This window comes from Corallococcus exiguus (assembly GCF_009909105.1).
Lineage (GTDB): Bacteria > Myxococcota > Myxococcia > Myxococcales > Myxococcaceae > Corallococcus > Corallococcus exiguus.
Window position 1 is genome coordinate 197,767 of sequence record NZ_JAAAPK010000004.1, and the last position, 24,021, is coordinate 221,787.

Consider the following 24,021-nt stretch of genomic DNA (forward strand, 5'->3'; position numbering starts at 1 on the left):
ACGCTCCCTACTTCAGCTCGCTGGAGGTGGTGGCCGGCGCGGCGGGCGTCCCCGGAGCGCCTTCCGGCTCGGAGCCGGAGCCGGCGGGACGGTTCGCGCGCGTGTCCTTGGCCACTTCAATGTCGTAGCGCACCGCGGGCCGGTCCTTGAGGTCCGTGGTGAGGCCGCCCTTCTCCACGCCCACCACGTTCACCGTGGTGACCTTTCCGGACTCCGCGTTGAAGGTGTAACTGGATTGCACCTTGAACTTGTAGCCTTCCAGGTAGCTGAACACGCCGTAGCCGCTGCCCCGGTAGACGAGTCGCACCGCGAGCTGGTGCTGGCCCGGCACGATGCGGCCGTTGAAGACCTCCAGCGACTGGTGCCGGTTCAGGTCTCCCTGCGTGTCCACCTGGGTGAAGATGGGCGCGCCGTCCAGCGCGTACACCACCGACTCCAGCTGGAACGCATTGCCCATCTCGTTCTTGTGCACCAGCACCGCGCGGGCGCCGGTGGACAGCTCGCCGCCCATCACCGACTCCTGGAGCAGCAGCAGGCGCGCCTTGGAGCGGTAGATCTTCTCCTTCAGGTCGACGACCTGCTCCTCCAGCGTCTTCACGCGCGACGTGAAGGCCTCATCCGCCGTCTGGTCGCCCGCGGGTCCCTGCGAGGCGGAGGCCTGTGGCGTGCCCGCGGCCGGGGATGCAGCGGCGGCGGGAGGCGGGGAAGCAGGGGAGGGGGACGCACCTTGCGCGAGCACCGGCCCAGACAGGCCAGCGCTCAGGAGCGCGAGGAGACGGAGGGTGGCGGTTGCGACGCGCACGGTACGACCTCGGAAGGCGGCTCTGCCCGACGGCACGAGGTCATACCATCGTTCGCCGGGGGCTGCCCGGTGGGGGCCAGCCCGCCGGGCAGGACAGCAGGCGGAGTGTCAACCGCCCTTGCGCAGCTCGGTGAGAACCAGCTTGGCCACGGCCTTGAGCGTGTCGAACACGCCCACGCCCGTGGGCGCCACGGCCTGGTACTCCGGGATGTTCCGCGGGTTGAGCGCCTTGCGCATCTCCTCCACGGTCACCGCGTTGGGCAGGTCGCGCTTGTTGTACTGCACGACGTACGGAATCTTGTTCAGGTCGTAGCCCTGCTCCGCCAGGTTGATGCGCAGGTTCTCCAACGACTCCATGTTGGCTTCCATGCGCTCAATCTGGCTGTCGGCGACGAACACCACGCCGTCCACACCCTTGAGGATGAGCTTGCGGCTGGCATCGTAGAACACCTGACCGGGCACCGTGTAGAGGTGGAAGCGCGTCTTGAAGCCGCGGATCTCACCGAGCGACAGCGGCAGGAAGTCGAAGAAGAGCGTGCGGTCCGTCTCCGTGGAGAGCGAGATCAGCTTGCCCTTCGTGTCCGCCGCGGTCTTGTTGTAGATGTACTGAAGGTTGGTCGTCTTCCCGCAAAGGCCCGGCCCGTAATAGACAATCTTGCAGTTGATTTCGCGGGATGAGTAATTGATGAAGGACATGGCTTCCCGGGTTACTCGCTGAAGAGGTTGTCGATATCGTCGTCGGAGATCTCGGCGAACGGCGAACCGGCTCCGGGGCTGTCGGTCTTCTTCACGAGGCTTTCGAAGATCTTCGTCAGCTCGTCGCTGGCCTTCTTGATGCGCAAGCGCACCAGACCCAGGCTCGTGCGGTTGTCGAAGATGACGACCAGCACCACGCGGCTGCCCACGATGGTCATGTAGAGGCTGTCCTTCGCCCCTTCATGGAACTGGTTGGGGAACTCGTTCTCCCCGATCAACTTCGCCAGACCGCCCATGGCGGCCACGTTGCCGGCCGTCAGCGACGCAAGCGACGTGGTGTCGATGTTCTGCGTCTGGCCGGCCGAGGAGATGAGCTGGCCGTTCTTGTCGACGAGGAAGACCACCTTCGCGTTCGCGTCCTTGGTAAGCCGGTCGCAAACGGCGTTGATCTTGGTGAACTCCTCTTCGTACATCACCAGTTGCGTGCCCATGGGCGTATGCGCTCCTCAGCGTTCGCTCGCCCCGCGCACGGCGGCGCTCCGATGTTTCTGGAGTGAATCCCGGAGGTTAGACGAGGCGCTACCGACCGCCGTCATGCTTAGCAAAGCAGTTCCACTCCAGCAAGAAGCCAGCCGTGATCCGCGCCGATCTTGAAGGAATGACGGCATCGCGGGTTGGGACACCTGCCCCTCTTCTCTATACTCTCCCGGGCCTTGCGCCGCCCGAGCCCCCTCACCGACATCCTTCCGCGCCTCGTCGTCCTCGTCCTGGTGCTCGCCTGTACCGGGGCCGCCCGTGCGCAGGCCCCCGAGTCCGAGCGCGCCTCGTTGCGCTTCCGCTACGGCCTGTCGTCCCGCCAGGGTGAGCAGGTGGATGTAGGGCCCGGGCTCACCTACAGCGGTCTGACGCCGAACGACGTGGCGCTGACGTTGATGGGCTGGGCGGGGGAGTACCTGGGTGGCCAGGTGGATCTCCAGCGCGAGGCCTTCGAACTGCGGGACGCGTCGTCGCGCGTGACGGGCGGCAGCCTGGTGCGCGGTTCGCTGGGGCCTCGCGGGCGACTTTCCCTGGGGCCGATGCGGCTGGAGCTGGGCGCGGGCTACGGCTTCGCGCAGCTGCCGCTGTTCGGCGGGTTCACCTATGCGCCGGTGCTGCAGCGGGGCGTGCGGCACGCGGCGCTGATTTCAGGTCGGGTGCTGGTGGCGCTGCCGGCGGAGCTCCAGTTGGAGGCGCGGGGCGAAGTGCCTCTGACGATTTCCGCGCACGCGGCGGACGGGCTGAAGGCGTCGTCGTCCGGCTATGTGGTGGGCGCGGCGCTCTCGTATCCGGTGGTGCGCCGGGACGGCTGGACGGGGCGCGTGCTCCTGGACGTGCAGCAGGCGCACGACACGATGGAGCTGGAGGCCAGCGGCCTGCGCTCCGAGCAGCGGATGCGCCGCATCGGCCTGGGCTTCGAGGTGTCACTGGCCGGGGAGGGCGGGACGTCGCGGCCCGTGGGCCCGCGTCAGGCCTTCGTCGCGCTGAGCGTGGTGGACGCGGAGACGGGCGCACCGCTTCCGGGCGCGCACGTGCGCGTGCCCTCCTTGAAGACGCCGGGCACGAGCGAGGAGCTGGTCGCGGACGCGCAGGGGCAGCTGCGGGTGCTGCTCCCCGAAGGCGCGCAGTCCACCCAGGCCAGCGTGGACGGCTATGAGGACGCCACGGAGGTCGCCACCGTCAGCGGTGGTGCCACCGAGGGCGCGCCGGTCCAGCTCCGCCTGCGCAAGAAGGCGCCGAAGACGGGCTCCCTCAAGCTGAAGGTGGTCCAGGGCAAGGACAGCGCGCCGGTCGCGGACGTGCAGGTGGTTTCGGGCAAGGCGCAGCTGCGCACGAACAAGGCGGGCGAGCTGCTGCTGGAGGGACTGGAGCCCGGGCCCGTGGCCGTGTCGATGTCCGCGCCGGGCTTCCGCGCCACGGAAGAAGCCGCGGTGGTGGTGGCGGGGCAGACGTCGGAGCTGGTGGTGGTGCTGTCGCAGGACCGCAAGGGCGAGCTGGCCACGCTGGTGGGCCAGGTGCGCAGCGCGCGCAACGGCCAGCCGCTGGTGGCGACGGTGACCATTGCCCAGGCGAAGGTGCGCACGCGCACGGACAAGAGCGGCACCTTCACCGCACGCGTCCGCGGCGGCACGTACCGCATCACCCTGTCCGCGGCCGGGCACGTGACCCAGACGAAGATGGTCACCGTGCGCGAAGGCGAGCAGGCCATTCTCAACGTTGATTTGTTCCCGAGGGGCCGGTGAGTCGCGCGGCAGTGCCGCGACGCGCCCGTCCGTCGTCGTCGAGGTTTCAGTGAGTCCTGTCCGCATCCTGGCGCTGTCGCTGCTCGTCCTCCTCTCCGGCTGCTCGGGGTGTGAACGCGAGGAGGCGCCGAAACCTCCGCCAGGGGTGGATGTGGACGCGGGAGCCGTCGTTCCCATTGGCCGCCTGGAAGGGCTGTCCGGCGACGTGCGCCTGGAGCGCGGCGGCAAGGTGGGCCCCGCGGTGGAGGGACCGCTGCTCGCGGGCGACGCGGTGGAGACCGGTGAGAGCGGATCCGCGACGGTGCGCTTCCCGGGCGACCGGACGGTGGAGGTGGGCAGCGAGGGCCGGTTCGCGCTGGGCTCGGATTCGTCCGGCATCGTGATGAAGGTGGAGCGCGGCATCGTGTTGTCGCGCGTGCCCGCGGGCAGGAAGGCGGACAGCGCGGGCTCCAAGGTGACGTTGAACATCCTCACCCCCTTCGGCCTCACGCGCGTGGGGCCGGATCCGTCGGAGGTGAAGGTCGCGGTGGCGGAGGACTCCGCGCGGGTGGAGGTGAAGCTGGGCGCCATCGAGCTGGTCTCCAAGGACGGCAAGACGCTGCGCGCGGCGCAGGGCGACGCGGTGGACCTGACCCGCGAGCGCGCGCAGGTGACGCCCGCGGCCCCGCGAGTCGTGGAGCTGGCGCCCATCCCGGTGACGGTGCGCGCGATCTCGGGTGTCGCGGAGGTGAAGGCGAAGGACACGGGCCGCTGGCGCAAGGTGCGCCGCGAAGGCGAGGTGCTGGCCTTCGGCGACGGCGTGCGGACGAAGGGCGGCGAGGCGGTGCTGTCACTCAAGGACAGCGGCACGGTGCTGACGCTCGCTCCAGGCGCGGAGGCGGTGCTGGAGAGCGCGGGACAGCAGGGCACTGTCGACGAGGCGCGCGTCAACCTGCTCCAGGGCCTGTTGGCCGTGCAGCTGTCCATGGGGCGTGAGAGCCGCGTGGTGCTGCCGGAGATGACGGTGGAGTCCGGCGGTGGCGCGAGGCTGGAGATCCGCCGCACCGGCGACGGCATGCAGGTGGCGGCGCACACGGGCGACGTGACGCTGCGGCGGGGCGAGGCGCGGCAGGAGCTGCGCGCGGGTGAGCGCGCCACCGTGAGCAAGGACGGCAGCGCGAAGGTGGAGCCGCTGGAGGAGGCGGCGGTCGCGGTGGGCCCGGGCGAAGGCACGGAGGTCTTCCACCGGGGCCTTTCGGAGGTGGCGCTCACCTGGACGGGCGAGGGCGACGCGGTGGTCGAAGCGGCGCAGGACGCGGCCTTCAAGCGCCCGGTGCTCTGGGGCCGTGTGCACCGCGCTTCCGTCAACGTCTCCGCGCTGGCGAGGGGCACGCTGTACTGGCGGGCGCGCAAGGAGGACGGCACGCAGGTAGCGGCGGGCAGCGTCCACTTCGCTCCGGAGTCCCCCACCAGCTCGCTGGCGCGCGCGCGCAACGTGGTGCCGGAGGGGCCGGAGAAGACGACCATCTTCTACCAGGACAAGCCCCCGGCCGTGACGTTCACCTACGGCGAGGAACCGCAGGCCCGTAGCTATCGCGTGGCGGTGTACAAGGCGGGCTCGCTGGCGACGCCGGTGGTGCAGCGCACGGTGTCGGAGACGCGCGCGGCGCTGGAGGCGGGACAGCTGGGCGAGGGCAGCTACCTGTGGTCCGTCACGCCGCTGTCGCAGGCGGGCGCGGCCCTCAAGGGCGGGCGGATGAACAAGCTGGAGCTCGTCTATGACAACTCGGTGGTGGGACTGGTGGTGGACAGCCCGCGCCAGGGTGTGCCGGCGGCGGAGAAGGTGCGGGCTTCAGGTGTGGCGCCCGTGGATGCCCGCCTGTCCATCAACGGACGGGCCGTGCCCCTGGACGCCAAGCACCGCTTCGATACTTGGGTGGCCCCCATGGGACTGCCCCCCCTGCTGGTGTTTAAGATGACGCGTCCCGGTGCCCCGGACGTACTCACGGTGCGCACCCTGAAACCGCGAGGACCTTGAGGGATGGCACAGACCCCCGTTCCCATTCCGGATCCCGCCGGCGCGTCCACCGCCACGCTCCTCCAGCCGTATGGGCAGTACGTGCTCGTGCGCAAGCTGGCAGAGGGTGGCATGGCGGAGATCTTCCTCGCCAAGCTGCTGGGCGCGGACGGCTTCGAGCGCAACGTGGTGCTCAAGCGGATGCTGCCGGCCCTGTCGGCCATCCCCGACTTCGTGGAGATGTTCCGCGACGAGGCGCGGCTCGCGGCGAAGCTGTCGCATCCGCACATCGTGCAGATCCACGAGCTGGGCTTCACGGACGGCTGCTACTACATCTGCATGGAGTACCTCGCGGGCGAGGACTTCTCCACGACGCTGCGGCTCGCGGGCCGGCGCCGCCAGTACGTCCCGCTGCCGGTGGTGATGCGGGTGCTCATCGACGCGGCGCGGGGCCTTCATTTCGCGCACACCTTCACCAACGAGCAGGGCCAGCCGCTGCACGTGGTGCACCGGGACGTGTCACCGTCCAACCTGTACGTGACGTACCAGGGCCAGGTGAAGGTGCTGGACTTCGGCATCGCCAAGGCCGAGTCGCGCCTGGTCCAGACGCGCACGGGCGTGGTGAAGGGCAAGTACATCTACATGGCGCCGGAGCAGGCGCAGGGGAAGGAGGTCGACCACCGCGCGGATGTCTTCTCCCTGGGAGTCAGCCTCTACGAGGCCGTCACGCACGTGCGGCCCTTCTCCCGTGAGAACGACCTGGCGGTGCTCAACGCGCTGTTGCAGGGCGAGTTCGAGAAGCCGCGCGCGCTGAGGGCGGACCTGCCGGAGGGCCTGGAGGCCATCATCCTCAAGGCCATGGCGTTCAAGCCGGAGGACCGGTACGCGACGTCGGACGAGTTCGCGGATGCGCTGGAGAGCTTCGCGGCGGAGTTCCAGGGCGGAGCCGCGAGCGCCCCCACGCTGGGCACGTTCCTGCGCAACCACTTCGGCGAGGAGCGCGTCACGGAGAAGACGCGCATCCCCACGATGGCCACGCTCACCGCCGCGCGTCCGACGGACCCTGAGTTCGCGGCCATCTCGCCGCCCGTCGCCGGTGCTGGGACGAACACGTACGGGCATCAGGTGTCCCGCCCGAGCAGCACGGGCGTGAGGGCACTGACCGCGCAGAACAAGACGGCCCCCGTGCAGGCGCAGGCTCCCGAGCCGGAGGTCGTGCCGAGCGCGCCTCCGGTGAAGCCCGCGTCCCGGCGTTGGGTCCTGGGACTGGTGGGCGGCCTGGGGCTGGTGGCCGCGGGCGTGGCGTTCGTCGTCGCGCGGCCGGGTGGCACCGCGGTGAACGTCACGCCTCCGCCTCCGGTACAGCAGGCCGTCGCGCCCGTGGCGAATGGGAATCCCGCGGGCACTCAGGGGCAGGGTGCACCGGCCCAGGTGCCTGAAGGGACCACGCCCGGAGATGCTCAGGGCACCGTGCAGGACGGCACGCCGGGCGGTGACGCGGTGGCGACGTCCGTGACGGATTCGCCCCACGTGGATGACGGGGCGGAGGACCCGTCCCACCGCAAGGTCGTGAAGAAGCCGGTGGCGAAGGAGCCCGTGTCGCTGGGCATCGACGACATCCAGCGCGTGGTGTCCGGCGGCCGCTCGAAAATCACCGGTTGCTTCGAGCGCTACAAGTCCGACCTGCCGGCTGCCTCGGGCGAGGTGCAGGTGGAGCTCACCATCGTGTCCTCGGGCAAGGTGCGCGCGGGCACGCGCGGGCCGCTGGCGTCCACGGACGTGGGCCGCTGCCTGGAGACGCAGGCCCAGAGCCTGCGCTTCCCGGTGCACCGCGACCAGGAAGTCACCGTGCTGATGCCGTTCTCGTGGAAGGTGACGCAGTAGCCGGTGCGGCGTCTTCTCCGTCCCGCGTTCAGCGCGCGGGACGGACCAGCACCGTCACAGGTCTCGGCGGGCGGACAGCGCCTTGGCGAGCGTGGCCTGGTCAGCGAACTCCAGGTCGCCGCCCATGGGCAGGCCCTGCGCGATGCGCGTCACCCGCAAGCCCATCGGCTTGAGCAGCCGCGTGAGGTAGAGCGCGGTGGCTTCACCCTCGATGTCCGGGTTGGTGGCGAGGATGATCTCCTCCACCCGGCTGTCGTTGAGGCGCAGCAGCAGCTCCTTGATGCGCAGCTGCTCCGGGCCCACGCCTTCCAGCGGGGACAGCACGCCGTGCAGCACGTGGTAGCGGCCCTTGAACTCGCGGGTGCGCTCCAGCGCCATCAAGTCGGAGTACGTCTCCACCACGCACAGGGCGCGCTCGTCGCGGCGGTTGTCACGACAGAAGCCGCACAGCTCCGAGTCGGTGAGGGAGAAACAGCGCACGCACAGGTGCACCTTCTCCTTCACCTCGCGGATGGCCTGTGAGAGGTCGACGGCGAACTCGCCCGGCGCCCGCAGGATGTGGAACGCGAGGCGCTGGGCGGTCTTCTCACCAATGCCCGGCAGCTTCGCGAGCTGGGCGACCAGGCGATTCAGCGGATCGGGCGTCATCCGTCTTTAATTAATGCCGGGGATCTTCACGCCGCCGGAGATCTTCGCCAGCTCGGCGTTCATGTGCTGACGGCTGTTCGCCAGGGCAGCGTTCACGGCGGCGGTGACGAGGTCCTCGAGCATCCCCGGGTCGTTGGGGTCGATGGCGCTCTTGTCGATCTTGATGCTGCGGATCTCCTGCACGCAGTTGGCGACGACCGTCACGAGGCCCTCGCCGGACTTCGCCTCGACGGTCTCTTCCGCCAGCTGCTTCTTCCGCTCCTCGATCTTCTCGGTGAGCTTGTTCGCCTGCCGGATGAAGTAGTTCAGGTCGATGCCGGGCATGTGCTTCCTCGGTCCCCGGTCGTGGGAGCGCGGGCCGTCATGGCGCCGCTCGGAGCAGGGACGTTGCCGCGCACCCTAGCGGGGCCGCGCGGCGTTGTCAGTCATCAGGAGCGGCGGGCACGTCCGGGAGGTTGGCCGGTGGCCGCTCGGGCTCGTAGACCTGGATGTGCTCGATTTCGCCGCCCAGCATCTTGAGGATGGCCCGCACGGACGCGTGGGAGCGCACCTTGCCCTCGGTGCTCTTCTCGTGGGTGTTGCGGGTCTGGGTGTCCTGTTCGGAGAGGCTCTGCCCCATGCCGCCCGGGAGGGCGTCGTGGGTCTGGGGCACGTCCGTGACGGTGAGCTTCACGGCCCGGCCGAAGTGAGAGGCCAGCGCCGCGTCCACGGTGGCCTTGCCCCCGGGCGACACCACGGCGGCCTTGTGGAAGGCGGCGGAGGGCGGGAAGCCCAGGATGATTTCGCCCGCCTTCATGGACTGGAGGCGGCCGTTGGCGAGCGCCGTGCCGTGGCGCACGGACGTGGACTTCACGGTCTCCACGGCGGCGCGCCAGCGCTCGGGCAGGGAGCGGTTGGGGTTGTCGCGGCTGGTGGCGACGGGCGCCATCGCGGGCGGCGGCTCGGGTTCCGGCGGCTCCGGTTCCGGGGCGGCGGGCTCCGCGACGGGGATGCACTCGCCGGAGGCACAGCCTTCGGCGGAGCCCTCTTCCGGGAACATGCGCTCGTCCACGTCCTCGTCGCCGAGGGGCGGAGGTTCGAGCGGAGCCACGGGCTCCGGCTTGCGCATGTTGGTGATGCGCACGGTGGGCGTGGCGGGTTCGGGCGCGCGAGCCGCGGGCGTGGGCTCAGGGGCGGGAGCCGGGGGCTGGGCGCCGCCATTGCGGAGGAAGGAGAGGGGGCGAGCCGCGGACGGGGACAGGCCGTCCATGACGACGCCCGGGGCCGGAGGGGCCTCCATCGCGGGAGCCGCGCCGCCGCCATTGCGCAGGAAGGACAGCGGGCGCGCGGCGGACGGAGACAGGTCGTCCATCACCACCGGCGCGGGAGGCACGGCGGCGGGCGTGGGCGCGGGACCGCTCGCTCCACCGCCATTGCGAAGGAAGGAGAGGGGACGGGCCGCCGCGGGGGACAGGCCCTCCATCAGCGCGGCGGGTGGCGTCCGTGTTGCCACTGCGGACGCACCGGCCGGGGCTGGCTCACTGAGTGATGCAGGGTGCGCCGGAGCGCGTGTGTCGTCGAAGGGCCGGACGGTGGCCCCCGCATGAGTGGACGGGCCCTGCGCATCGAACGGACGCGGTGTTGCCCCCGCGTACGCGGACGGGCCCTGCGTGTCCGCCATGCGCGGCGGAGCCTCTGTCGACACGGATGCGGACGGAGGCACCGGACGCGACGAGGGCTCCGCGTGCACGGACGGACCCTGCGTTTCGAACGGACGCGGCGTTGCCCCCTCGTAGGCGGACGGGCCCTGTGTGTCCGCCATGCGCGGCGGGACGCCCGTCGACACGGATGCGGACGGAGGCACCGGACGCGACGGAGCTTCCGCATGCACGGACGGACTCTGCGCATCGAACGGACGCGGCATGGCGCCCGTCTGCGCGGAGGCACCTGGACCTTCGGCAGGACGCGCTGCCGCTACGGGCGCGGGCGCGCGGACTTCGGCCTGGACCTCAGACGCGAAAGTTCGCGGGACCGGGGCGACCTCCTGGCGCCCCGGTCGTGCTCTTCGCGGCGCCTTCCGCGCCAAGTCCCGCGGACAGCCGCTCCACGCGGGCCAGCAGGTCGGGAATCGAACCGGCCGGGGACAGCTGGATGGCCTTGAGCAGCGCCATCTCCAGCGCCAGCCGGGGCTGCGCCGCTCGCGACACGTCCCAGATGCAGCCGTGCACGATGTCGAACAGCCGCGACAGCTGCGCCGTGTCCGCTTCCTTCGCCAGCGCCAACAGCGCCTTCTGCTCGGACTCCGCCAGCTCCGCGGGCGCCTCACCCAGCGACTTCGTCACGAAGAGATGCCGCAGCTGAAGCGCCAGCTCCTCCGCCAGCCGCTTCAGGTCCAGGCCCCGGTTGAACACCTCGTCCACTCGGCCCAGCACGCGCTTCGCGTCCTTGCGGACCAGCGCCTCCGCGAAGTCCTGCACCACCGTGCGGTCGATGGCGCCCATCGCCTCCGCGACGGCCTCGTCCGTGGGGTTGGGACCGCACGACGCGAGAATCTGATCCAACAGGCTCAGCGCGTCGCGCATGCCGCCTTCGGACTGGCGCACCACCAGGGACAGCGACTGCTCGGAGATGCCCGCGCCTTCCGCCTGGCAGATCTCCTTCAGCCGCTGGAGCATCCGCGCCGCGGAGATGCGCCGGAAGTTGTGGCGCTGGCAGCGCGACAGGATGGTGTCCGGGAGCTTGTGCGCCTCCGTCGTCGCGAAGATGAACTTCACGTGACCGGGCGGCTCCTCCAGCGTCTTCAGGAGCGCGTTGAACGCCGCGCCGGAGAGCATGTGGACTTCGTCGATGATGTAGATCTTGTGGCGGTCGCGCTGCGGCAGGTACTTCGCGTTCTCGCGAATCTCGCGCACGTTCTCGACGCCGTTGTTGGACGCACCGTCGATCTCCGCCACGTCCACGCTGGTGCCGGCGGTGATTTCGGTGCACGCCCGGCAGGTGCCGCACGGGGTCGCCGTGGGGCCCTGCTCACAGTTGAGCGCCTTGGCGAGCAGGCGGGCGGCCGTCGTCTTGCCCACCCCTCGAGGACCGCAGAACAGGTACGCGTGCGCGACCCGGTCCATCTTGATGGCGTTCCCGATGGTCCGGACCACGTGCTCCTGGCCGGTCATGTCATCGAACTTCTGCGGGCGCCATTTGCGGGCGAGGACGAGGTAGCTCATGGGGACAACCATCTAAACACGGCGGGCAAAAGGATCCATGGAACGTCCATTCCGCCCGCCGTGAGACGCACCCCGTCTCAGCGTCCGAGCGCCTGTAGCACCACGTTGGCCGCGTTGTGGCCCGCCGCGCCGATGACACTTCCCGCCGGGTGGCAGCCCGCGCTGCAGAAGTAGAGCCCTTGCACCGGCGTCTCATAGGGCAGCCGGTCGGTGAACCCGCGCTTGTTGTCCACATGGTGGATGTGGCCGCGGGTGATGCCGAAGTGGGACTCAATCTTCGGCGGCGTGAGCGCGAAGTACTCCTGCACCAGGTCGCTGGTGCCGGGCGCGAAGCGGTCGCAGATGGACAAGAGGTGCTTCACGTAGCGCGCCTCCTCCTTCTCCCAGGTGGTGCCCTCCAGCTTCTCCGGCACCCACTCCACGAAGAGGGCGGAGTTGTGGTGCCCTTCCTCGTCCTTCAGGGTCGGGTCCACCGTGGTGTGCACGTACCACTCGATGGAGGGGAACTCCGCCAGCCGTCCGGCCTTCGCCTCCTTGTAGCCGTGCGCGAGCGCCCCCAGCACGTCGTCCTCCTGCGGCAGCAGGTGGATGGTGGGCCCGAACTGGCCCCGGTCCTCCGGCAGGCAGGTGAAGGTGGGCAGGGACTTGAGGCATAGGTTCACCTTGAGCGTGGTGCCCGGCGAGGACATCCCGTCCACCATGCTCCGGTACTCCTTGTTCAGCGCCTCCGAGTCCATCATCTTCATCGTGCGGAACGGGTCCGCGTTGGAGACCACGACCTTCGCGGACAGTTCCTCGCCGTTCTCCAGCACCACGCCCTTCACCACGCCGCTGTCCACGCGCACTGACGCCACCTTCGCGTTCGTGCGCAGCTGGGCGCCGTGCTTGCGCGCCAGCGCCGCGATGCGCTGAGTGACGGTGCCCATGCCGCCTTCGACAATCATCCACGTGCCTCCGCTGCCCGGCAGCCGGCAGAGGTTGTGCACCAGCAGGTTCATGCCCGTGCCCGGCGTGTCGTAGCCACCGTCCAGGCCGGAGAACGCGTCGGTGACGGCGTACATCGCCTTCACGAAGTCGGACTTGTAGCCGAAGCGCTCCAGGTACTCGCGTGCCGTGCCTCGGCACAGATGGATGAAGTGCTGGCGCAGGGCCGGGCGCACGTAGCGCTCCGCCGTCTCCTCCAGCGACACGGGCGGCAGGAGCCACGCGGGCGCCAGGTCCTCGCGCAACGCCGCCAGCTCCGTGTTCATGGCGACGTGGGCGTTCCAGTCCGCCTCGGAGAAGAACTCGCGGAACTGCCGCTCCAGCTCCCGCTCATCCGAGCCGAAGAGCAGGTAGCGCTTGTCCATGGTGGGCAGGAAGTAGTGCGGGTCGCGGCGCTTGAGGGGCAGCTCCAACTGGAGCTCCTGCAGCAGCTCCGGCGGCATCAGCCCCAGGAGGTACGCGCCGGTGGAGACGCCCAGCTTCGGCGCCGTGCGGAACGGGTATTCCGTCTTGCACGCACCGCCCACCTGGTCCTTCTCTTCCAGCACGGTGACCGACAGGCCCCGGCGCGCGAGCATCGCCGCCGCGACAAGTCCGTTGTGGCCCGCACCCACCACGATGACGTCTGGCATGGTCTTCCTCCTTGGGGAAAAGGCCGTTCCTAGCCGAGCCGCGGCCTCCTCGACAAACACCGTGCGTCTTGCGCAGGACGCCAGGGCCGGAAAGAGTCGCGCCAGCCACGTGAACGCCCCCAACTCCGATGCGCCCCCGGCCCCCGTCCTCCCTCAAGCTCCGGTTGAACCCCCGACGCCCGTCGTCCAGACGGGTCTGCCCGCGGGCTTGCGCGTGTTGGGGCTCCTCGCGGTGGCGCTGGTGCCGTGCGCCCTCGCGGTGAGCGAACTGGGGCGCATCCACCCGGACGAGGTCTTCCAGGCGCTGGAGCCCGCGTACTGGCGCGTGCACGGCTACGGCGTGCTGGCCTGGGAGTGGCGCGAGGGCCTGCGCAACTGGGCTGTCCCCGGCGTGCTGGCCGCCTTCCTCAAGGTGGCGCACGGGTTCGGCGTCACCGATCCGCGCGTCTACCGGGGCGTGGTGGCGCTGCCCCAATTCGCCCTGCACGCCTGGAGCCTGTGGGCCGTCTACCGCTTCGCGGAGCGCAGGGCGGGCCCGTGGGGTGGAGCGCTCGCGGTGCTGCTCGTGGGGCTGAGCGCGCCAGTGCTCCTCTTCGCCGGACGCACCCTGTCCGAGTCCTTCTCCGCGTCCTTCCTCCTCGTGGCCATGGAGGCCCTGGACCGGCCGGACACCGGCGCGGACGCACGCGTGCGCCGGGCGGGACTCCTGGGTGGCATGGCCCTGGGGCTCGCCGTGGTGACGCGCTACCCGTCCGCCCTCTTCGTGGTCGCCGCGCTCCTGTGGCTGGCCGTCGCCCGGAGGTGGCGCCTGCTCGCCTTCACCTGCGTGGGGGGCGCGGCGGTGGCGGTGGGCCTGGGCCTGCTCGACTGGGGCACCTGGGGCACGCCCTTCCACTCGTTCCGGGCCTACGTGGACTACAACCTCCTCTCCGGGAAGGCCGCCGCCGCGTTCGGCGCCTCACCGCCGGACTTCTACTGGGGGCCGCTGCTCCAGGCCGTGCCCCTTTGGGCCTGGGCCGCCGTACCCTTGTCGCTGGCCCCCCTGGTGCGCTTTCGCGCGCTGTCCCTGCCGCTCACCTGCGCGGCCGTCTACACCGCCGTCCTCCTGGCCACGCCCCACAAGGAGGAGCGCTTCCTCTACCCGGGGCTGGCGGTGGCGCTGCTCGCGGCCGCGTCCCAGCTGGCCGCGTACTTCTCCACGCTCTCCCGGCAGGGCCTGAGGAATGGGGCGGCGGTGCTCGCGCTGGCCCTGGGCTTCGTGCATGGCCGCGGCTTCCCGTCCAACGACCTGCGAGCGGACCAGTTCCGCGCCATCGCCCGGGCCACGAGGGGGGACGCGACAGGGCTGCTCATCGTCAACGAAGGGCTGTGGGGCTCCGGGGGCTTCTTCTACATCGGCAAGAACATCCCCTGGCGCACCTGCGACTGGCCCCGGGACGCGGCCTTCCAGGCCTCCATCCGCGACCGGGCCTTCAACCGCGCCGTCACCTTCGAGGGCCGGGCCCTGCCGGAGCTCCAGGCCGCCGGCTTCCGCGTCGTCCGTGAGGTGGGGCGCGAAACCATCCTCGTCCGCGACTGAAACGAGGCGGCAGCCGGGCAGGGGAGAGCAAGCCCGCAAAGCCGAAGCGCCGGCATCCCCGGAGGGATGTCGGCGCTTCAGGTGAGACAGAACGGCCGGGACACACGCGGAAGTACGCTACCGTTGCTTCCTTCCGGACCTGGCGGGGTTCGCGCCCCCACGTTGTCCCGACCACAAAATCAGTGCTGCGACTTCGAAAATAACAACGGAGAGGGTGGGATTCGAACCCACGATACCCTTTCAGATATGCACGCGTTCCAGGCGTGTGCCTTCAACCGCTCGGCCACCTCTCCAATCACGATGGAGCGGAGAGCGTAGGATTCGAACCTACGGTACCGTTACCGGTACGCCTGATTTCGAGTCAGGTGCCTTCGACCACTCGGCCAGCTCTCCAGAGTATTCAGTTTTCACGTCGCTTCGCGCGCAAGCGCTCGAAGAACGTCTTGAGAAGCTGGCGACTGTCTTCCGCCAGGATACCACTTGTCACTTGAAGCCGGTGGTTGTGCCGGGGCTCTTCCACCAGGTTGTACAGCGAGCCGACCGCACCCGCTTTCGGATCCATTGTACCAAAGACGAGTCGGGTGACACGAGACTGAACCAGAGCACCGGCGCACATGGCACACGGTTCCAGCGTCACGTAGAGGGTCACCCCGGAAAGTCGCCACGCATCGCGAGCTTTCGCAGCGGCGGCGAGGGCAATCATTTCGGCGTGGGCGAAGGGATTCCGGTCGCATTCGCGGCGGTTGTATCCAATGCCCACGACGTTTCCGTCGAGCACCGCCACCGCACCTACCGGTACTTCCCCAAGTGAAGCCGCTTCCCGCGCGAGCTCTAAAGCCTGCTGCATGAAAGCGATGTCGTCACTCATGTTACGTGCGCGCCTGAGAAGAAGTGGCGCTCCCTGGAGGATTCGAACCTCCGGCCTTCGGATTCGTAGTCCGACGCTCTATCCAGCTGAGCTAAGGGAGCATTTCTTCCGGCTGCTGCTTTACATCAAGTGGCGGAGAGAGAGGGATTCGAACCCTCGATACCCTTGCGAGTATGCAGGTTTAGCAAACCTGTGCCTTCAGCCTCTCGGCCATCTCTCCAACTCTTCTCTGTCAAAGAACCACGAAACTCAAGCTCAAAATCGGAGGCGGTAGGATTCGAACCTACGGAAGGCTTTCACCTTCTGCGGTTTTCAAGACCGCTGCCTTCAACCGCTCGGCCACGCCTCCACAGCAGGTGCCGCTCGGTTCCCGGCGGGCCAACCGCGCCCGTGGGGCCGCCCTTCTACATCATTTCTTCCCTGTGGCAAGCGAGATGTTGGCCCCTTTTTACGTCCGGGGCTCCATCGCCCTGACTAGAGGGGGCGCAATTCCTTCAGCCCGCCCATGTACGGCACCAACGCCTCCGGGATGGCGACGCTTCCGTCCTCCCGCTGGAAGTTCTCCAGGATGGCGATGCTCGTGCGCCCCACGGCCAGCCCGCTGCCGTTGAGGGTGTGCAGCATCTGGGGCTTGTCCCCCTTCTGGGGGCGGAAGCGGATCTTCGCGCGGCGGGCCTGGAAGTCGCCGCAGTCCGAGCAGGACGAAATCTCCCGGTACGCGCCCTGGCCGGGCAGCCAGACCTCGATGTCGTACGTCTTGCGCGCGCCGAAGCCCATGTCCCCGGTGCACAGCAGCATCACGCGGTGGTGCAGCCCCAGGCGGCGGAGGATGTCGCACGCGTCATCCGTCATGGCCTCCAGCTCTTCCAGGCTCTTGTCCGGCTGGGAGAACTTCACCAGCTCCACCTTGTGGAACTGGTGCTGGCGGATGAGGCCGCGCGTGTCGCGTCCGGCGGCGCCGGCCTCCGCGCGGAAGCACGGGCTGAAGGCGCAGTAACGGATGGGGAGCTGGTCGCCCTCCAGGATTTCGTCCGCGTGGTAGTTCGTCACGGGGACTTCCGCGGTGGGGATGAGGAATCGCTCGGGGTCGCCGGACGTCTTGAAGGCGTCGTCCTCGAACTTGGGCAGCTGGCCCGTGCCCATCATCGTCTCGCGCAGCACGAGGTAGGGCGGGAGCAGCTCCGTGTAGCCCTTGGACGTGTGCACGTCGATCATGAACGTGACGAGCGCGCGCTCCAGCCGCGCCAGGGCGCCCTTGTAGAAGGTGAAGCGGCTGCCGGACACCTTCGCGGCGCGCTCGAAGTCGAGCATGCCCAGCGACTCGCCCAGTTCGAAGTGCTGCTTCGGCGTGAAGAGCAGGTTCGGCTTCTCACCCCAGGTCTTCACCTGGACGTTCTCGTCCGCGCTCGTGCCCACTGGGACGGACTCGTGGGGCACATTGGGGATGACCAGCAGGATGCGGTTGAGCTCCTCCTCCACTTCCTTGAGGCGGGACTCCTTCTCCTTGATCTCCTGGGAGACGCCGCGCAGGTCGCCGCGCAGCTTCTCCATGGCGGACGGGTCCTCCTTGGCCTTGCGCTTCATCTCCTCGTTGGCGGCGTTGCGGCGCGCGGCCAGCGCCTCCATGGAGACATAGAGGTCGCGGCGCTCGAGGAAGAGCGACTGGAAGGGGCCGAGGTCCAGGCTGCCGCCCCGAGTCTTCAGTCGGGCGACGACCGCATCGAAGTTCTGCGCAACGTTCCGGAGGTCCAGCATAGGGGCTCGCCTTGTAGTCATCCCGGGCGTGGGCCGGCAAGGCTCACCACGCGCCGGGTGCTCAAGGCCGGACGCCCCCAGGCCCCGGGGGCTGACTGGAAGGGCCCCTCCGGCGGTCTACCGGAGGGGTGGGCGGGCCTGGAACGAAAGGTCCGCCCGCCAGGCCCGGTCAGTGTTCGAGGTCGTAGATTTCGTCCTCGATGTCCTTCTTGTCCGCCGCGTCCGGCTTCTTCACCAGGTACTCCTTGAAGGCCGTGATGGCGTCCTTGCGCTTGTTGCGCTCCTTGTAGGCGAAGCCCAGGTAGTAGAAGGACTGCGCGTTGTCCGGCTCGACGCTGGTGGCCTTCTTGTACCAGTCGATGGCCTTGGCGTACTGGGCCTGCTCCGTGAAGGCGCGAGCGACCTTGTAATAGACGTACGTGAGCTTCGGATCCGCCTTGAGCGCCGCCTGGTAGCGGCGGACGGCGTCGTCCCAGCGGGCGGCGTTGAAGAGCACGTCGCCGATGGCGCCCATCACCCGCGTGCGCTGCGGATCCGCCTTGAGCGCCGCCTCGAAGGAGCTGATGGCGTCGTCGAACTGGGCGCGCTCCAGGTGGGCGTGGCCCAGGGCCTCATGCGCGTCCGCGTAGTTGGGCTCCAGCTCCACGGCGACCTTCCACTGCTCGACGGCGTCCGGCAGCTTCTTCGCGTCGCGCAGGATGACGCCGTACGCGTAGTGGTAGTCCGGGCGCTTGGGCGCGCGGTCCACGGCGGTCTTCATGCTGTCGAGCGCCTGGGTGTACTCGGCGCGCTTCGCGCGCACGAGGCCCAGGTAGTAGAGCGCCTCGTGGTTGGACGGCTCGTTGCGCAGCGCGAGGCCCAGGTTGCTCTCCGCGCCGGCCAGGTCGCCCTTCTCCAGGAGCACCGCGCCCAGGGTGATGGGCGTGGTGATGGAGCGGGGGTCCTCCGCCTTGGCCTTCTCCAGCTCCGCGGCGGCCTCGTCCAGCCGGTGCAGCCGCCAGAGGACCAGGCCGCGCTGCAGCCGGCCGTCCTTCAACAGGTGCGGATCCAGCTCCAGGGCGCGGTTGGCCTCCGTCTCCGCGCGGGTGGCGTCGCCATTGAGAAGGGCCACGCGTGACAGGCCCAGGTGGGCGTCCGCCAGGTTGGGGTCCAGCTGTACGGCGCGGTCGAACTCCTGCTGCGCGAGCAGGCTGTTGTTCTCCGCGAGCGCCAGCTCTCCCAGGCCCGCGTGCACGCCCGCGTGCTCCGGCGCCTGCTGCGCGGCGGCCTCCAGGAGGCCGCGCGCGTCCGCGTTGCGGTGCTGCCGGAGATACAGACGGCCCAGGTACAGGCCCGCGTCCACCAGCTTCGCGTCGGCGGCGTTGGCGCGCTTGAAGTGGCCTTCCGCCTCCGTGGGCTTGTCGAGCGCGTCCTCGATGCGGCCGTAGAGGTATGCGATGCGCGCTTCGTTGGGGAAGCTCTTGCTGGCGGCCTCCACGGCGGTGAGCGCGTCCTGCATCTTGCCCGTCATCACCAGCGCGGTGATGTGGCCGTCCACGAACTCCAGGTTGTCCTTGTCCTCTTTCGCGAGCGAGGCGTAGAGCGGCAGCGCGCCGTCGTAGTCACGCTGCGAGCGCAGCACCTGGGCGAGCTGGGCCTTGATGAACTCGGAGTCCGGGTTGGCCTTGAGGGCCTCCTTCAGCTCCGTTTCCGCTTCCTTGGGCTTGAACTGCTGGAAGAGGGCCATGCCCTTGAGGCCGAGGGCGCGGGCGCGCTCGGCGGGCCCCAGCGCGTCCTGGAGCTTCAGGGCGCTCTCCACGGCCTGGGCGCCCTGCTCGATGTTCGACTTGCGCACCAGCAGCTCCACCGCGGCCAGCTCCACCGCGGAGGCGGCGTGCTGCGGATCCGCGGCGAGCGCCTCCGCGTAGGCCTTGGCGGCCTCGTCGGCCTTGCCCTGCGCCTGGTACAGGTTGCCCAGCGCGTGGTGGGCCTTGGCGGACTTCGCGTCCTTCTCCAGCAGCTTGGTCAGCGTGGCGACGGCGTTGGGGATGTCCTTCTGCTGCGCGTAGGACTCCGCCAGGAGGAAGGAGAGCTCCAGGTCGCCCTGGTTGTCCTCGCGGCTGGCGGCGTCCTGCAGGCGGGCCTGTACCTCCGCGGCCCTTCGCTGGGTGAGCGCGATGCCGGCGGTGGTCTTGATGACCTCCACGTTCTTCTCACCCAGCAGCTCGATGGACTCCATGTGCTTGCCGCACGCGGTGAGGTCGGAGCGCTCTCCGTCCGCGTAGCGGCGCTGCAGGTAGGCGACGGACTGGCACCAGAGGGCGCGGACCTCCGGGTACTCGTTCTTCGCCAGCACCTGGGCGCTCTTCTTGCGCGCGTCCTTGTAGCTGGCGTACGTGTCCGCCAGCAGCCCCTTGCGCGCCTCCTCGACGAGCTTCGCCTCGGCGGAGCCGGCGGACACGCGGGCCGGGAAGAACTTGTTACGGCCGAAGGCGCCGTAGCGGCTGACCTCGAAGCTGGCGCCGGTGCCCAGCACGACCACCGCCACGCCCGCGGCGATGATGGCGGGCAGGCGCTTCTTCCACTTGGCGTCGGCGGCGCTGCGGTCCACGACGGACACCGCGGCCATGCGGCCTTCGTAGAGCTGGCGCAGCCGCTCCATGCTGGCCTGGGGATTGGCGGGATCCGTGGCACCCGTCGTCTCCGGAGCCGGCGCGCCCGGGGTGGCCGCGAGCGGCACGGCCTTGGCCGGGCCCTCCATCAGCCGCTGGATGGCGGCGGCGAAGACGGGCACGGTGCCGATGGCGGACCACGCCTCCGAGTCCGGCGACACGTCCTCGTTGCCGAGGAGCTGGCCGTCCTCGAGCATCTTGACGATGACGCCCTCCTCGAACGGGCCGAACATCTTCCCGGAGCGGCGGCGCACGTGGAAGCGCTTCACCTGCACGCGGCCACCGGCGTCCTTGCCGGCGCTGTCGTCGATGAAGCTGAGCATCTCCAGGCCGTCCGCGGGGCCCGCGGCGGGCGGGGGCGGCAGCGGCGCGGAGAGGTCCGCTTCCAGGTCATCCACGGGCGCGGCGGTGGGGTCGAACTCCAGCGCGTCCGGAAGGCCCGTGGCCGCGGAGGACGGGACGGGCGCGGGGTCTCCGAAGTCCACGTCGCCGAAGTCCGTGGCGGGGTTGATTCGCGCGGGCGGCGCGGCCGGGGCGGGGTCGCCGAAGTCCAGCTGGAAGTCCGGAGCGGGCGGCGCGGCCGGGGGCGGCGACGAGAAGTCCACGGCGAACGGATCATCCGTGGGAATGGGGGCCTGGCCGTACGCGGGGGCAGGCGGCTCCGCGAAGTCGAAGGACACGGCCGAGGGCGCGGCGGGCGAGGGCAGGTCCGAGAAGTCCATCGCCTGGGGCGCGGCGGGCGAGGGCAGGTCGGAGAAGTCCAGGCCGGGCGAGGGCGGCAGGGCGAAGGGGTCCTCGCTCGCGGAGGGCAGCCCGCCCATGTCGTAGGACGGCGCGGCGGGCGGCGGGGGCAGGGCGAACGGGTCCTCGTCGGGGGCCGGGGCCCCGTAGGCGGAGGGCGGCGGGAGACCGAACGGATCCGCTTCCAGCTCCGCGGGGGGCGGGGCCAGGGCGAACGGATCCGCCTGGGGCTCCGGCTCGCCGTAGCCGTAGGTCTGCGGATGGGGACGCGACGCCGCAGGGCCATGGGCGTTCGACGGATCGTTGATGTCGAAGGTGAACGCGTCCTCGGGCGCGGGCTGCGCGGGGACGGGCAGGGTGCCGTCGTCCGCGAAGTCGAAGTCGGGCGTGCCGAAGTCGGCCTCGGCGGGCGGGGCGGCGGCGACGGGATCTTCGGAGAAGTCGAAGTCGCGCGCGGTGCCGGCGGGCTCGTGCGTGCCGTAGGCGGCGGGCGCGGCGGGCTCTCGGAAGGCGGCGTTGGGGACGGGGATGGCGACGACGCGGGTCACGTCCTCGCGCGGCTCGGAGAAGTCGGTGGTGTCGACCGAGGAGAACTCGCCGCTGCTCACCTCCGCGAAGTCGTCCTCCGCGGCCATGGGCGCGGGGGCCGGCGGCGCGGCGTCCATGTCGAAGCTGAACGAGTCGTCCGGCAGGGCCACCGGCGCGCCGGGTCCCGCGTCGAGCGAGATGGCCCGGGGCGCGGCCACGCCCGGCGAGGCATAGGCCGCGGGCGGGAGTTCGTCGTCGAAGGAGAACGGATCCTCGGGGACGGGCGGAGCGGCGTTACCCGGCAGCGGGATGGCGGCAGGGCGTGGAGCGGCCGCGCCAGGAAGTGGGATGGCCGGGCCCACGCCCATGGGGATGGCGGCGGACTGCGGCGCGGCGCTACCGGGCAGCGGGATGGCTGCGGAGCGCGGAGCGGCCGTGCCGGGCAGCGGGATGGCCGGGCCCGCGCCCATGGGGATGGCGGCGGACTGCGGCGCGGCGCTACCGGGCAGCGGGATGGCGGCGGACTGCGGCGCCGCTGCACCGGGGAGCGGGATGGCGGCGGGCTGCGGCGCCGCGGCGCGGGGCGCGGCGGCTCCCGGCAGGGGGATGGCGGCGGACTGGGGCGCGGCGCTACCGGGCAGGGGGATGGCGGCGGACTGGGGCGCGGCACTGCCCGGGAGCGGGATGGCGGCCGACTGCGGAGCCGGAGCGGCCGCACGCGGGGCTGCGGTGCCCGGCAGGGGAATGGCGGCGGACTGGGGCGCGGCGCTACCGGGCAGGGGAATGGCGGCGGACTGGGGCGCGGCACTGCCCGGCAGCGGAATGGCGGCGGGATGGGGTGCGGCGGCGCCCGGCAGCGGGATGGCGGCGGGCTGGGGGGCGGCGGCGCGGGGCGCGGCGGCACCTGGCAGAGGGATGGCGGCGGACTGCGGCGCGGCACTGCCCGGGAGCGGGATGGCGGCGGACTGGGGCGCGGCGGCACCCGGCAGGGGGATGGCGGCGGACTGGGGTGCGGCGGTGCCCGGCAGCGGGATGGCGGCAGGCTGCTGCGCCGCGGCCTCGGGAGCTTCGCCGCTCGCGCCATCGGCCTTGATGGGGAACGTGGTCTGGCACCGGGCGCACTTCAGCTTCGCGCCGCCGGGCGGGATCCGCCTGTCATCGATGTTGTAATTCGTCTGGCACGACGGGCAGGAGACTTTCATTGTTTTCCTTCGACGAGACCGGCTGGCGCGCGCACGCGCAGCAATGACGGGGGCGTGCGATGGTCCGCGCGGCGCGTGCAGGCTAGCAGAGCCGTTTCAAGCCCGGAAAGAACGCGTCCCCAGCGCGCACCGTTGTCACCCGGCCGGGCAGGAGGGCGGGCGCCCGCCAACACCAACAGTGTGCATCCCTTTTCCAGGTCCCCTCCCAGGGTGGTAGACCCGGCGGCGCATGGATCCCATCGTCATCCTCGGAGCGGGCCTCGCGGGCCTGTCCACCGCGCACTTCCTCAAGCGCCCCTGGCGCCTCATCGAGAAGTCCGACCGGGTCGGCGGCCTCATCAAGACCGAGGTCATCGACGGGTGTTACTTCGACCCCACCGGTCACTGGCTCCACCTGCGCGACCCGGAAATCCAGGAGTTGGTCAACACGCTCTGGCTCCCGGACCAGCTGGTGCGCATCCAGCGCCGCGCCGCCATCTTCTCGCGCGACACCTTCACCCGCTTCCCCTACCAGGTGAACACCCACGGGCTGCCGCCGGAGGTCGTGGCGGAGAACCTGGTCGGCTACGTGGAGGCCATCTACGGGGAGAAGGGCCGCGCCCTGCGCGAGCGCGACCCCGTGAACTTCGAGGAGTTCATCCTCCGCTACATGGGCGAGGGCTTCGCGAAGAACTTCATGCTGCCCTACAACCAGAAGCTCTGGACCGTGCACCCGCGCGAGATGTCCGCCGCGTGGGTCGGCCGGTTCGTGCCGCGCCCCTCCCTCAAGGAGGTCGTGGACGGGGCGCTCGGCGCGGGCAGTGATCAGCTGGGCTACAACGCGTCGTTCCTCTACCCGCGCGAGGGCGGCATCGAGAGCTTGGCCCGCGCGATGAAGCAGCACCTGACGGGCGGCGAGCTGAGCGTGCGCACCGAGCCCGTCTCCATCGACTGGAAGACGAAGCAGGTCGCGCTGTCGGACGGGCGCACCGTGCCGTATTCGGGGCTGGTGTCCTCCATCGCGCTGCCCACGCTGGTGGAGCTCATCGGGAAGGGCGCCTCCGGCGTGCCGGACGAGGTGCGGGCCGCGACGAAGCGCCTGCGTGCCTTCATCGTCACGTACGTGTGCGTGGGCGCCCGGGGCGCGAACCGCCAGCCGTGGCATTGGATCTACCTGCCGGAGCCGGAGTTCCACTCGTACCGCATCGGGGCGCCGTCGGCGGTGTTCGCGCCCCTGGCCCCTCCGGACACGGCCAGCTTTTCCGTGGAGTTCAGCCATCACGGAGAGCTGTCCGTGGCGGACGCGGAGGAGTACGCGGTGGAGGACCTGGTGCGCTCGCGGATGATCCACTCGGCGGACGACATCCTCTTCGCGAAGGGGCGGGAGATTCCCAACGCGTACGTCCTCTACGACGACGCCTACGGCCCCGCGATGGCGGAGGTGAAGCGCTTCCTGGAGCACGCCGGCATCCTCATGGCGGGGCGCTATGGAAAGTGGGAGTACGCCTCCATGGAGGACGCCATCCTGGACGGGCGGGCTTGCGCCCGGACGCTGAACGGCTGACGCAGGGAGTCGTCTCCTGTCGACGGTGGTCCG

Annotated in this window: 16 protein-coding genes, 5 tRNA genes and 1 other RNA gene; 5 read left to right on the plus strand and 17 right to left on the minus strand. The window is 70.2% G+C overall.

The window, feature by feature from the left end; all coding sequences use genetic code 11:
- Nucleotides 1-7 precede the first annotated feature (7 nt).
- The 3 genes from GTZ93_RS16935 to mglB form a co-directional block, all read right to left on the minus strand.
- Complete coding sequence (locus GTZ93_RS16935; RefSeq protein ID WP_161662874.1) at nucleotides 8-802, minus strand: dihydrolipoamide acetyltransferase; 795 nt, start codon at nucleotides 800-802, stop codon at nucleotides 8-10.
- A 108-nt stretch (nucleotides 803-910) separates the two neighbouring features.
- Nucleotides 911-1,498 carry a gliding-motility regulator Ras-like GTPase MglA gene (gene mglA / locus GTZ93_RS16940; protein ID WP_014394794.1) on the minus strand — a complete coding sequence of 196 codons (588 nt, stop codon included), beginning with the start codon at nucleotides 1,496-1,498 and terminating at the stop codon, nucleotides 911-913.
- An 11-nt stretch (nucleotides 1,499-1,509) separates the two neighbouring features.
- Nucleotides 1,510-1,989: a gliding-motility regulator GTPase-activating protein MglB gene (mglB, locus tag GTZ93_RS16945; protein ID WP_002637270.1), complete on the minus strand. Its 480-nt coding sequence runs from the start codon at nucleotides 1,987-1,989 to the stop codon at nucleotides 1,510-1,512.
- Between the two features lie 222 nt (nucleotides 1,990-2,211).
- Between mglB and GTZ93_RS16950 the strand changes: the two genes are divergently transcribed.
- The 3 genes from GTZ93_RS16950 to GTZ93_RS16960 are packed head-to-tail and all read left to right on the plus strand — an operon-like array spanning nucleotide 2,212 to nucleotide 7,657.
- Nucleotides 2,212-3,777 carry an MSCRAMM family protein gene (locus tag GTZ93_RS16950; RefSeq protein WP_139922685.1) on the plus strand — a complete coding sequence of 522 codons (1,566 nt, stop codon included), beginning with the start codon at nucleotides 2,212-2,214 and terminating at the stop codon, nucleotides 3,775-3,777.
- Nucleotides 3,778-3,826: 49 nt separating this feature from the next.
- The gene (locus tag GTZ93_RS16955; protein WP_139922688.1) at nucleotides 3,827-5,794 is read left to right on the plus strand and encodes a FecR domain-containing protein; all 1,968 of its coding nucleotides are present in this window, start codon (nucleotides 3,827-3,829) and stop codon (nucleotides 5,792-5,794) included.
- Between the two features lie 3 nt (nucleotides 5,795-5,797).
- Nucleotides 5,798-7,657, plus strand: a complete 1,860-nt coding sequence (locus GTZ93_RS16960; protein WP_139922691.1) for a protein kinase domain-containing protein — start codon at nucleotides 5,798-5,800, stop codon at nucleotides 7,655-7,657.
- Between the two features lie 54 nt (nucleotides 7,658-7,711).
- On the opposite strand, the gene recR is transcribed toward GTZ93_RS16960, so the two are convergent.
- The 5 genes from recR to GTZ93_RS16985 all read right to left on the minus strand — a co-directional run bounded on the left by recR (nucleotide 7,712) and on the right by GTZ93_RS16985 (nucleotide 13,121).
- Entirely contained in the window at nucleotides 7,712-8,305 is a 594-nt protein-coding gene (gene recR, locus GTZ93_RS16965) for a recombination mediator RecR (protein ID WP_120564938.1), read from the minus strand.
- Between the two features lie 6 nt (nucleotides 8,306-8,311).
- Complete coding sequence (locus tag GTZ93_RS16970) at nucleotides 8,312-8,629, minus strand: YbaB/EbfC family nucleoid-associated protein (protein ID WP_014394799.1); 318 nt, start codon at nucleotides 8,627-8,629, stop codon at nucleotides 8,312-8,314.
- A gap of 97 nt (nucleotides 8,630-8,726) precedes the next feature.
- A complete protein-coding gene (locus GTZ93_RS42795) occupies nucleotides 8,727-10,208 on the minus strand; it encodes a DNA polymerase III subunit gamma/tau (RefSeq protein WP_261778537.1) in 1,482 nt (493 codons plus the stop codon).
- An 85-nt stretch (nucleotides 10,209-10,293) separates the two neighbouring features.
- Nucleotides 10,294-11,505, minus strand: coding sequence for a DNA polymerase III subunit gamma/tau (gene dnaX / locus GTZ93_RS16980; RefSeq protein ID WP_121755548.1), 1,212 nt, complete (start codon nucleotides 11,503-11,505; stop codon nucleotides 10,294-10,296).
- A gap of 77 nt (nucleotides 11,506-11,582) precedes the next feature.
- Nucleotides 11,583-13,121, minus strand: a complete 1,539-nt coding sequence (locus GTZ93_RS16985; protein ID WP_139922073.1) for a phytoene desaturase family protein — start codon at nucleotides 13,119-13,121, stop codon at nucleotides 11,583-11,585.
- A 109-nt stretch (nucleotides 13,122-13,230) separates the two neighbouring features.
- Between GTZ93_RS16985 and GTZ93_RS16990 the strand changes: the two genes are divergently transcribed.
- Nucleotides 13,231-14,700, plus strand: coding sequence for a glycosyltransferase family 39 protein (locus tag GTZ93_RS16990; protein ID WP_139922075.1), 1,470 nt, complete (start codon nucleotides 13,231-13,233; stop codon nucleotides 14,698-14,700).
- A gap of 85 nt (nucleotides 14,701-14,785) precedes the next feature.
- Here the strand turns inward: GTZ93_RS16990 and ffs are convergent.
- The 9 genes from ffs to GTZ93_RS17035 all read right to left on the minus strand — a co-directional run bounded on the left by ffs (nucleotide 14,786) and on the right by GTZ93_RS17035 (nucleotide 22,445).
- Nucleotides 14,786-14,878: signal recognition particle sRNA small type (gene ffs / locus GTZ93_RS16995), an RNA gene on the minus strand.
- Nucleotides 14,879-14,906: 28 nt separating this feature from the next.
- Nucleotides 14,907-14,993, minus strand: a tRNA-Ser gene (locus tag GTZ93_RS17000).
- A gap of 13 nt (nucleotides 14,994-15,006) precedes the next feature.
- Nucleotides 15,007-15,093, minus strand: a tRNA-Ser gene (locus tag GTZ93_RS17005).
- A gap of 7 nt (nucleotides 15,094-15,100) precedes the next feature.
- Nucleotides 15,101-15,568, minus strand: a complete 468-nt coding sequence (tadA, locus tag GTZ93_RS17010; protein ID WP_120599886.1) for a tRNA adenosine(34) deaminase TadA — start codon at nucleotides 15,566-15,568, stop codon at nucleotides 15,101-15,103.
- A 24-nt stretch (nucleotides 15,569-15,592) separates the two neighbouring features.
- Nucleotides 15,593-15,669 (minus strand) — tRNA-Arg (locus GTZ93_RS17015).
- 29 nt (nucleotides 15,670-15,698) lie between these two features.
- Nucleotides 15,699-15,788: transfer RNA gene (locus GTZ93_RS17020), tRNA-Ser, on the minus strand.
- Nucleotides 15,789-15,830: 42 nt separating this feature from the next.
- Nucleotides 15,831-15,917, minus strand: a tRNA-Ser gene (locus GTZ93_RS17025).
- A 125-nt stretch (nucleotides 15,918-16,042) separates the two neighbouring features.
- The gene (gene serS, locus GTZ93_RS17030; protein WP_139922077.1) at nucleotides 16,043-17,323 is read right to left on the minus strand and encodes a serine--tRNA ligase; all 1,281 of its coding nucleotides are present in this window, start codon (nucleotides 17,321-17,323) and stop codon (nucleotides 16,043-16,045) included.
- Between the two features lie 169 nt (nucleotides 17,324-17,492).
- Nucleotides 17,493-22,445 (minus strand): tetratricopeptide repeat protein, encoded by a 4,953-nt coding sequence (locus tag GTZ93_RS17035; RefSeq protein ID WP_161662875.1) that lies wholly within the window; start codon nucleotides 22,443-22,445, stop codon nucleotides 17,493-17,495.
- Nucleotides 22,446-22,674: 229 nt separating this feature from the next.
- Here GTZ93_RS17035 and GTZ93_RS17040 point away from each other — a divergent pair, with 229 nt between their 5' ends.
- Nucleotides 22,675-23,988, plus strand: coding sequence for a protoporphyrinogen/coproporphyrinogen oxidase (locus tag GTZ93_RS17040; RefSeq protein ID WP_139921341.1), 1,314 nt, complete (start codon nucleotides 22,675-22,677; stop codon nucleotides 23,986-23,988).
- Nucleotides 23,989-24,021: the final 33 nt, after the last annotated feature.